The sequence below is a fragment of the Pseudoalteromonas sp. H105 genome, from assembly GCF_001469215.1.
Taxonomy (GTDB): domain Bacteria; phylum Pseudomonadota; class Gammaproteobacteria; order Enterobacterales; family Alteromonadaceae; genus Pseudoalteromonas.
In genome coordinates this window covers 558,005-569,059 of sequence record NZ_LOFH01000002.1, presented here as the reverse complement: position 1 = coordinate 569,059, position 11,055 = coordinate 558,005, and the positions used below count along the sequence as shown (strand labels likewise).

The 11,055-nt window shown below is 45.5% G+C and carries 5 protein-coding genes; all 5 read right to left on the bottom strand.

What is annotated here, in order from left to right:
- Window positions 1-82: 82 nt before the first annotated feature.
- Window positions 83-2,716, bottom strand: coding sequence for a glycosyl hydrolase family 18 protein (locus ATS75_RS05950; RefSeq protein ID WP_058559507.1), 2,634 nt, complete (start codon window positions 2,714-2,716; stop codon window positions 83-85).
- 65 nt (window positions 2,717-2,781) lie between these two features.
- Window positions 2,782-4,395, bottom strand: coding sequence for a lytic polysaccharide monooxygenase (locus ATS75_RS05945; protein WP_058559506.1), 1,614 nt, complete (start codon window positions 4,393-4,395; stop codon window positions 2,782-2,784).
- A 67-nt stretch (window positions 4,396-4,462) separates the two neighbouring features.
- A complete protein-coding gene (locus ATS75_RS05940; protein WP_058559505.1) occupies window positions 4,463-7,639 on the bottom strand; it encodes a glycosyl hydrolase family 18 protein in 3,177 nt (1,058 codons plus the stop codon).
- Window positions 7,640-8,061: 422 nt separating this feature from the next.
- On the bottom strand, window positions 8,062-8,250 hold the full coding sequence (locus ATS75_RS05935; RefSeq protein WP_058559504.1) for an alternative ribosome-rescue factor A: 189 nt from the start codon (window positions 8,248-8,250) through the stop codon (window positions 8,062-8,064).
- Between the two features lie 167 nt (window positions 8,251-8,417).
- Window positions 8,418-10,955, bottom strand: a complete 2,538-nt coding sequence (locus ATS75_RS05930; protein ID WP_058559503.1) for a TonB-dependent receptor plug domain-containing protein — start codon at window positions 10,953-10,955, stop codon at window positions 8,418-8,420.
- Window positions 10,956-11,055 lie beyond the last annotated feature (100 nt).

Genomic DNA, 11,055 nt, shown 5'->3' with positions numbered 1-11,055 from the left:
AAAAAAAGCAGCTAAAAAGCTGCTTTGAATGAGTCAGTTCACTTTAAATTGCCACCTGAGAGTAGGTCAGGTGGCGTTTAGATTAAAGTAACTTCCATACGTCAGCTGAGCCTGGCTCGTTTCCTTGAGTCCACCACTTAGCTTGGTATTTGTTGCCGTTGTGAGACACTTCATCACCGCTGTTATACACCGCTGATGACTGCCAAACAACACTGCCAGACCCATCAACCGGTTGTGTTGTTGGTTCCCATACGCCGCCTAAATCAGGACGATTACCTTGTGTCCACCATTTCGCTTTGTATTCAACACCGTTATAAGTCACGACATCGCCACTTACGTAAGTAGCGGCTGCATCCCAGTTACCTGTTGGTGGTACTGTGGTGTCTGTGTTCGTTACTGTGACTGTGAAACTTTGTGTTGTTGTCAGCTCGCCATCGCTCACAGCCACTGATACAGTAACGTTTGTGTCTGCATCAACCGCGCCTGCTGTTAAGCTTACGTTAGCGCCATTGCCCACAAGGGTTAAACCCGCTGGCACTGTCCATGAGTATGTAAGTGCATCGTTTTGTGCATCGGTTGCAACAACCGCTACGCTTGCAGATGCGCCTTCTTCCACACTGACATTAGCAATTGCATCAACACGTGGTGCGGTGTTATCACCACCACCTGTGGTAGGTGCAATTACATTTACGGTTACGTCGCGGCTGACTGTTGCTTTGCCATCTGTTACCGATACCGTTACGACATATTGCGTGTCAACTGTCACAGCAGGTGCGGTAATCACAAGAGATGCACTGTTGTCACCCGATACGGCGAGTGCACTGTCGGCTGTCCAGCTAAAGCTAAGTGAGTCGTTATCAGCATCGGTTGCAGATGCTGCTACCGTGACACTTTCACCTGCATTTACAGACACCGTTGAAGACACTGACAGCACTGGTTTTTTGTTACTTGGTGGATTAACCACACCGCCTAAGCCATCGTGCATGGCGTTAAGAATGTCGCCATTATCCGCATCGATTTCCCATGCAAATAAACCGCCTAGGTTATGCTGCTTAACATATGCCCCTTTTGCGATAACTGATTTAGGGCTATCGTACGTGATGAGTTTACCGGTTGAGCGGTTCCATACATAAGCCGCTTGCGCTTGCTCATCGTAACCAACTTCAAACCCATTTACGCCAGTCCCCGCCGCACCGACCATATGTGTTTTAACACCTTTATAGTCAATTACGCCGTCTTCCCATACGCCCTGTGCTGTTGAGCCTTTTAATGGGCCTGTGCCTGTTGCCGTCATTGGGTTGCCATCAATCGTTGTGCCTGTTGGGTAAACACCTTCCCAGCCACGGCCGTACATGGCTGCGCCAACAACAATTTTCTTAGAGGGTACATTTTGCGCAAGTAATAGCTGTACTGCGTTGTCTGTTGTGTATGCTGGGCCTTTACGTGGCTCGCCATTTTCATCTAACCCGGTGCCATTACATTGGCCTACACTCATGTGCTCACCACAATAAAGTGCCGTTTGATGACCTGTTACGCCGCTCCACGCGCCGTAAAAATCGTATGTCATGGCAAAAATGTAATCCATGTGCTGGCTAGCAGCTTGGTAGTCAACGTCTTCAATTTTGTCGTAACCTGCACCAATGGCCGATGTTAGCTCGTATGTACGGCCTGTTTCTGCTTCAAGTTTATCAAGCATGGCACGTAGTTCTTGCATTAGCGCTACATACGCTGGGCCATCGTTAACGGGGTCGCCAATGTCTGGATTAGGGCCGTCACCACCTGGGAATTCCCAATCGATATCCACACCGTCGTAGAATTTCCATGTTCTTAAAAACTCTTCCATGGACGCTACAAATGTGTCGCGGTTTGCTTTATTAGTAAAACCACCGAATGGGTCAGACAGTGTCCAGCCGCCTACCGATGGTAATATTTTAATATCTGGGTAGCGCTGCTTGAGTGCCATTAATTGTGAGTAAGTCCCTCGGATCGGGTCTTTTGCATCAACGCCTGGTAATGCTTTTTGAACCGCTGCCCATGGGTCGTGAATAACCACTTCGTAATCTGCAGAGCCGGCACAGGCTGTATCAAGTGCTCGCTTAGGGCCACCAGTTAATGATGCATTTTCACCACAGATTGGGATAAAGCCATATAAAATGTGGCTTAAGTTTTGAGCTGGCATATTGGTTACATCGTAATCACGGCCATAAATACCCCATTCGACAAAATACGCGCCTGTTACAAGGCCTTCTTTCGTGCCAATGTCGCGATTATTTGGATCTACATCCATAGGCAGTGGCGCTAGGTGGCCGCCGTCCGTGTCTGCGATTACAATGGGTTTGCCCGCACTGCGCGCACACGTTGTGCCGCCTTCGCACAGCTCAACATACATTGTGTGGCGGCCTGCTTTATCATAAGGGAATGAAATAGTGCCTTTTTTGCTGCCTGCTGCCAGTGCGCCTTCATTTACTAGCATGTCATCAAAGTATACTTTGTAGCTGTCGCCACCGTCACCACTCCAGGCGCTCCACTCAATATTGATGGTTACTTCATCAACACGTGAAACGAGTTGCTTGTACGAACCCGTGCCTTCTAAGTCCACTTGCACAAATGAGTACTGTTGTGGTTCCCAGTTAATGCTTGGGGTAGAAGGGGCTGCAGATGCTGCACTTGCAAATAAAGCAACCCCTATCGCTGCGCTTAGTTGTTTGATATTCATAGGTCTCTCTTATCCATTATTTATGTCATTATTTAATAAGTTTGAACTGCAAAACTTAGGCTTTATTAAAGTTTGGTCCATACATTGGCTTGCCCTGGCGTATCGCCCTGAGTCCACCATTTAGCGCGGTAGCGCTGTCCTTGATACATTACTTCTGCGCCACCTTGGTAGGATTTGCTGGTATGCCAAGTGGCTGTTGTGTCATCTTGTGTGGCTGACTCCCATGCCGCTGCGGTATCTGGTTGTTGGCCTTTGTTCCACCATTTAGCGGTGTAAATCACGTTAGCAAAACGCACTTTGTCGCCTGCTTGATACGTGTTAGCGCTGTTCCATTCAGGGACTGTTGGATCAACCGGATCAATTGGGTCGACGACAGGCACGTCGTTAACCGTGACACTGAAGCTTGTTTGTGTGCTTAATTGACCATCAGACACTGAGACTGCAATGGTGTAATCGGTGTTGGCTGACACCTCTGCAGTGGTTAAATTGATGTTGGCGCCTGCGCCTGTAAAGCTAAGAGGTGCAGGTACTGTCCAACTGTAAGTGAGTTCAGTTTGCTCATCATCAAAAGCATGCAGATGAATGGCAGTGGTGGTGTTTTCATCTACCACGAGGCTATCTGGGGTGTGTACAATCGGTGCTGTATTTTGCGGTGCACTTTGTACGCTCAGGGCGTAGGTGTAATTTGCATCGCTGCTGTACACTTGGTTTATCAGCACGTCGGTTGCATCGAATGTAATGTCACCCGCTTGATTTTGCACCCCAATTTGCACTAAATGTGCGTAATCAAGGTTAAGCTGTGCAGCCAAAGCTTGTTGCCAATTTGCTTGATTATCGGCATTTATTTTAAGCTGCTGGTTGATCACCTCTTGGCCTGTTTCGTCAAATAAACGGGCCCACACGGTGTCACCTGCAATGGCGTTTTGCCCTTGGCGAACAAAATAACCCACGCTGGTCCACGCGTTCGGATCGGTCGGGCCTGCGTCGTTTACTATATTGATATCACTACAGTTATAAAACCCTTCACCCACCACATCTATACGTTGCCAACGGCTGTATAAAATAGCTTCGCCGCTGCGATCTTGTGGTATTGCTACATTCATTTCGTAGTAGCGTTTACCATCAGGGTCTTTAACAACTTCAATGTTGTCGTGCGCTTGTACTAGCTGTAAGTCTTGCCAAGTGAGTACGTCAGTTGCGCTATTGAAACTTGGCTTGGTGATGTAGAACTGCCAAAAGCTTGGGTTATGCGGGGTTGATGCCAAATAGCGTATTTGAATATCGCCATTGGCATTAGGCACGACATCGCTACGTTGAAAGTGTGGTGAGGGTAAATCCATACCCCGTTTGGCGTTATCGCCACCGGCACATAAAAGCCCGTTCGGTACTTTTGCTTCAACGGCGACTTGGTTTAGGTAGTCGGGGGTATTCACTGAAAACTCAATTTCTTGTACAAACTGTACGGTGCCTGATTCTAAAAATGCCGCACGGCAGGCTAAATTTGGAATATTGCTGCCATCTTCAGGCCACCAATACCCGCCGTCTGCTTGGCAAAAAGCTTGGCGAGCTTTAGGGCTGTCCATGTAACCATGCGCATTAACATGCGCTGGCGCAATGCTTAATAGCACGGTGCTTGCAATCGCCGATAGCGACAGGGTGTTTAATTTAATGGATGTCATTGTGTTGTCCTTCAAAAAGACTTTATACAAGGGTGAGTAAATGCTCACCCTCTTTTATTGCTATTATTTACAGGCTACAGCTTTTGCTCCAATCGGCAGTGCCCGGCTCTGAGCTGGTCCACCATTTGGCTTTATACACTGCATTGTTATGCACCATGAGGTCACCGCCTGATGCATGGCTTGGGTTGCCAGCCCAGTCGGTTTGAGGGAAATTTGGATAGACAGCAATATCAGCAATGGCAACCCCTTCACATGTACCTGACGTGTCGCCACCTCCTGTACCGCCACCAGTGTCACCGCCGCCATTACCTGGCGTTGCATCAGGTAGTGCTGGGTATTCAGCTTTAAATGCGTACACTTTTCCGTCTTTTTCAATGGTGAAGTTACTTGGCCCAGTGATTGGCATGTAGTACATCACTTGCGCATTCACAGTAGTACCTGCACTAAAGTCTTTAGGTTGGCCGCCCCATTCATTGTTCAATGTGATTGAAAAACGGTGGAACTCATTCTCATAACCACCAATGTTGTTACCTGCTGCGTTCGACCCATTCACTTCCACTGCCATGCCCAGCTTTTCTTGCGCATTCCAGTTAGATTTAAAAATAGCGGAGGTTGATACCGGCACATCAAATGAGATTTTTGCACCACTTAAATCAAGGCTCGAATTATTAGTGAACGCAAATGTTGGGCTAATTGGGTAGTTATCATCGCCAATTGGGAAGTCTTTTGCTGCAAATGTAACATCGACTGCTTCAGCGGGTACGGTGAAATCTGGGTTCCCGCCGTGTATGTCATATGCAACACCACTTTGGTTAAACTTATCGTATGCTAATGACGTTAAAGTTGAGCCCATGAAGTATTCGCCTTTGGCTGAGTCATAGTCAAAGTCGCCTGCTAATTCCCAGAACATGATACCGCCAAGGCCGTTGTTGATAACGTAATCAACTTTCGTTGCCATCGACTCTTCGTCTTCAATGGATAAGAATACTTTTTTGTCTGCGTTCCATAACCACGGTGCAACGGCAACGCTGTCATAATGACGCGTATAAGTACCCGTTAAGCGGTCGTCAGCATCTGTGTCAGGTGTTAAGCCATAAACCCCTAAATACGAACCAACAATGCCATTTTCAAGGTTTTTAACATGCCATAATGGGTTTGAACCTGCTGGCATTTCTTGCCCTGCATCGTTCTTATCATGCCACAGGTTATCAATGCCTAGCGCACCATTACCGCATTTGTTTTTCTCACCTACGCCAGTACCTTTAGCGCAATCAGCTTGGTTTGGCAGTGCCGCTTGGCCCCATAAACCGTTTGTTCCGCCTGATACATCTTTAAATCCACGGGTGTAATACGGTAAACCAATATTGATTCGCCCTGCTGACATCGCGCCACGAAAGTAACGTACAGCCCAATCGGTATTTAAATAACCAATGCCTTCAAACTCTTTGGTGCCATATACATTCCACTGTGCTAGCTCAGAATCAAGGCCAGTGTCGAATAATGCGGCATTGTGACCAACGTGTGAGTTCCATGCACCGTGTAAGTCGTAAGACATAATGTTTACGTAATCAAGGTATTTAACCGCTTGGAATGTTTCCATACCGCGAAGTAAATAACCTGAAGACGGAGAAGCAATTGTCAGTAAGTAGTGCTTGCCTGCAGCTTCACCTGCACGGTCTAACGCCTCACGTACTTTTTTCATTAGCACTTGATATGAAGCATTTAAACCACCACGACGTGCGTTTGAAATTGGGAAGTCATCAGGGTGACCTGAGTCATTCATTGATGAAGGGTATTCATAATCGATATCAACCCCATCAAAGCCATACTTTTCAATAAATTCAACGGCACTTTGTGCAAATGCGTTAATGCCAGCATGGTTGATTGAGCCATCAGCATTGGTGGTCATAGTATAGAAACCACCGCTTTCAACACGGCCTGTTTCATCAAAATAACCGCCTGTTTCAGCCCATCCACCGACAGATATAAGTGTTTTCACATCGGGGTGTTGTTTTTTGTATTTGTTTAACAGGTTAAAGTGACCTTTGTAGTTAAACTCTGGGTCCATTTCAGCCCCTACTACGCCAGGCCATTCCATGTTTGTAGCTGGGTTATTTGCTGACGCAGGATCGCCAATTGATACTTTGTTATTTGCATCAACATGGGCAAATGCATAGTTGATGTGAGTAATTTTGTCCCACGGAATATCGTTCACTAAATAGCTAGGTTGGCCATTTGCGCCATTGCGCCAGCTAGTAAAGTAACCAATCACTCGACGAGGATGGTCTGCGCCCATGATCTCACGACCATCGGCGTCATAAATTGTACAATAAGGCGTGTTTACGCCGGGTGTTTGATAGAGACCTTGTGGACGACAATCGGTGCCTGTCACTGGGCCGGTATTTTCGTCAACAACCGTTAATACTTTTGTTACTTGCGCTGTTGCACCGTCGTTATCAGTTACTGTTAGAGTAAAAGTTGCCTGGCCGAGCGCCGTGGCTTGCCATGCAAAACTACTTGCTGTTGAGCTTGATTGGTGAACATCGACCCCGTTTGCCGCAAAGCTTAAATCGGTTACTTGGCCATCACTATCGGTACCAGAAAGTGCGAACACCACCTGCGATCCAACAATAAGTTGCTCCGGTAAGGTGCTAAACGTAATACTGGCGACAGGAGCTTGATTAACTGGATCAACAACAACGGCATCGCTGACATTAATTGTTTGTGTAATTTGTGCAGATTTTGCACCCTGATCATCCGTTGCCACGGCACTAATTTGGTGCGAACCAGGGATAGCCTGCCAATTGGCACTAAACGGTGCAGTGGTATCAACGAGCACTGACGTGCCATCAACAAAAAATTCTACATTTTTGACAGTGCCGTCTGGATCTGTTGCTGACGCCAACATGACAACGCTGTCTTTATCGGCAAATTGAGATCCGTCCGCTGGGCTCAAGCTTGAAATAGAAGGGCTTATATTTTCCGTGACAGCGCTGTCACATTGACCCAGCAATTTCCACTCTTTCCAGTCACCCGCATTCTCCACGGGATTTGACTGCGTCCACCATTTTGCTTCATACGCATTACCTTGTGACTGTACTTGGCTTCCGCCTGTGTGTGTTTGGCCTAACTGCCATGAAGTGAGCGCACTGCAATCAACCGCTGCATGTGCACTGAGGCCAATTACGCTAAGTGATAGGGCACTTAACTTAAAGGCATTTTTTAATATATTACGTGAGCTCATCTGCTCCTCCGCCCAGGGGTTAAAAATAACATTTATTTTACATCTGTTTTCAAAATTAACACACTTTACACGCACGTCAACTTAATAATAGAAAATAAAGGTACAAAAGCAGCGGAAAAAGCAACCCAAAAAGATCAAGCAAACCATATAATGTGATTATAAAGTATTACACTTTGTGTTTATCGGCTTTTATTGTGTGTAATTTGCAACACTAAAAAAGAACAGTTATTTAACATTAAATTAACTTAAAATAATGAGCATTTACGCGGGCTTGAGCTGAAGTTTACGTGTACGTAAAAGGTACATGGAGGGCTGAATTATGCTTTATATAACCATAAAGCCCCGTATTAGAAAAAAATTATCTAAGCGGGGCTTTAAATTTATTAAAAATTTGGCAAAAGCCTTATTTGATTACTGCTTTTTTATGCAGCCATTAAATAAGACTCTCGTCCTACGTGTTTGTTGTTTCGGCTGTAAGAACCTTTGCCTTTCTTAGCTTTTACAACCTGTGGCTTAAACACCTTTGATGTGACTAACGCGGCCAATGCATTATCACGGATTACACCACGACCGGTGTCTAGTTTGCTGTTTGATTTCGCTTTTTTACTCATACTGTTCCTTTAAATATTAGGGCTATTAATCCAGGGGATTTAGATGGCGATTGTAGGCTTAATTTTCAACTGCGCAAGTGTTTTTAATACGTTTTAGCGCATTCATTTACGAAAAAAGCGCAGTAAACACTGCGCTTATAATTAGGGAGAGTGATTAGAAATTAGGGTTAAAAACTAAAACTCACTTTTGCATAATAGGTCATACCATCAAAACCGTAAGGCAATGCTCTAACAGGGTATTTGAACGCTTGATTGGTTATAAAATCAAGCGCCTCGTCTTGCCCTAGCTCATCAGGTGTTACATCAAATAAGTTATCTATACCCATGTTCAAAGTGAGTGACTCATTTAACTCATAGCCAAGATTAACATCAACTAACACCGCCGATTCCACAACACTGGTGGCTTTAAACTCACCTGTTGGTGACAACTCATTAGGTAAACCAATGTGATCATTACCAAAGTATTTCACATCGGTTTCACCAAAGTAGTTAAAGCGCAACATGGCACTGAGTGCATCTCGCTCATAATCAAATGTTAAAGTACCCCGTTCGCCGGGCTGACCATTGGTTAAAAAACTACGTTGGATATCATCCAAGGCAATACTCTGCGGTATTCCCGCTGGCGCATTTACTTTGTCGATTTCGGTTTTGTTTAAATTACCTGCAAACGTTGCGGAAAAATTACCGTCATATAAATCAGTACGATATGAGGCAATAATATCAACACCTTTGGTCGTTGAATCCACTGAGTTTGAGAAGTAAGCGGCTTGATCTGCCCCCGTTTTAGCCAAAGCAGCCACGGCTTCAGGGCTAAAGGCTACGTCGCTGGCTGATAAAAAGCTTCCTAGCGTAATACGGTCTTCGATGGCGGTATGATAAAAATCAACCGTTAATGACAACTCACTGCTGACATCGTAAACAAAGCCAAAGCTGATATTTTCTGAGCTTTCTAACGCTAAACTCTCAACCCCTAAAGCTGAAGGGAATTCAGAACCTGCGGTAGCAATAAACGATTGCTCAAGTACGCCACCAGCCCCTAAATTAGTGGTATAGGCTGTGTAGGCACTTTGCTGAAGCGAAGGCGCTCTAAACCCCGTTGAAACGGCACCGCGTATTGCAAAGTCATCAGAAAATTCATAACGAGATGCCAGCTTACCAATTACGTCATCTCCCGCATCTGAAAAGTCTTCATAACGTAACGCAGCACTGATGTTCCATGCGTCTGTCAGCATGGTTTCTGCATCAATATAAATGGCATAACTGTTACGCCCTTGCTTATTTGATGCCTCTGGACGAAGCCCGTTGTAAGCTTGAAAACCACATTCTGCAAATTGGCTTACGTCGTTTACCGCGGGGTAAGAGGTATCCATGTTTGCTAATCCACACGCATAAGATGCTTCAGCCCCTGGCACTATTTGGTAGTTTTCTTTGCGGTACTCTGCGCCTACAGCTAAATATATCGGCTCGCTTGTGCCGATATCAATGATGCCATTAAGATCGGCATTAAACGTGGTTTGATCAAATCTAAACCCACCGGAGTAGCCGCCAGTTGGCCCTGCATTGGCAGCGATATCAGCATCACTTGCACTGGGATTATTAAATAGGTATTCAGCTGCGTAAGAGGCATTTAATGTGTTACGTGATGTAAAATCGTATTGGTTTTCACCATAGACCGCCGACACATCGTAATTCCAATCTGTGTTTACGTCACCTTTGACGCCTAATGCAACGGAGATATCCTGCGCTTCATTGTAAATACGCGGTAAAAAGCCATCACTGTATACTTGGGTGACGTTTTTAGATGCGGCATCAAAATTTCGGTAAAAGCCATTACCCAACGCAGTGCGTTCGGAGTAGCCACCAAATGAATAAAGTTCAACATCGCCCATTGGCAACGCCATGTTATAAAACAACGATGTGAATTCGCTATTTGCGTTCCCTTGTCCCCAGCGCACTTCTTCAGATAACGTACCAGATGGCACATCTAATGACCCACCACTATCACGTTGCGCGCGGTTAGTGCCGTCAGCATCACGGTATTCAGCAGAGAAATTGATAAAACCGCCGGCATCTGAAATATCAAAACCACGGTTTAAACCAATAGATAACGTATCACCATCACCCTCTTTGGTACTGCCCATTTGTACATAACCTGTGGTAATACCCGTGGAATTATTTAATGATAAGTTTATGACCCCGGCAATGGCGTCTGACCCGTATTGAGCGGCTGCACCATCACGTAAAACTTCCACTCCATTTAAGGCTGACAGTGGAATAGCATTCATATCTGTGCCCGCGGCACCCGCTCCCACGGTACCCACTAAACCAAAAATTGATTGATTATGGCGACGTTTTCCATTGACTAAAACGAGTGTTTGATCTGGCTGTAAACCACGAAGAGTCGCAGGACGAAATAAATCGGATCCGTCCGATACCTGTGTACGTGAAAAGTTAAAAGAAGGCGCGGTTGCTTGTAAACTTTGACCCAGCTCTGTGAACCCTCCTTTATTTAAGGTATCTGCATCGATTAAATCAATAGGTGAAGATGACTCGGTAACCGTGCGATTTGATACTCGAGATCCTAATACGGAGATTTGTTCTATATTTTTATCAGCTTGAACCGGCTGCTCTTGAGCTATTAAAGGAGAGGCACTAACGGCGAAACCAACCGCCATTGCGATGGTACTAATACGAAGTGTTGTCATTGTATATTCGACCCTGTTACTGATCTTGCTTGTGGATTGCAGCACGCGCAAGTAAATTTATAATTATTGGTTTAGGCCACTATTTAACGGATCTGGTGTT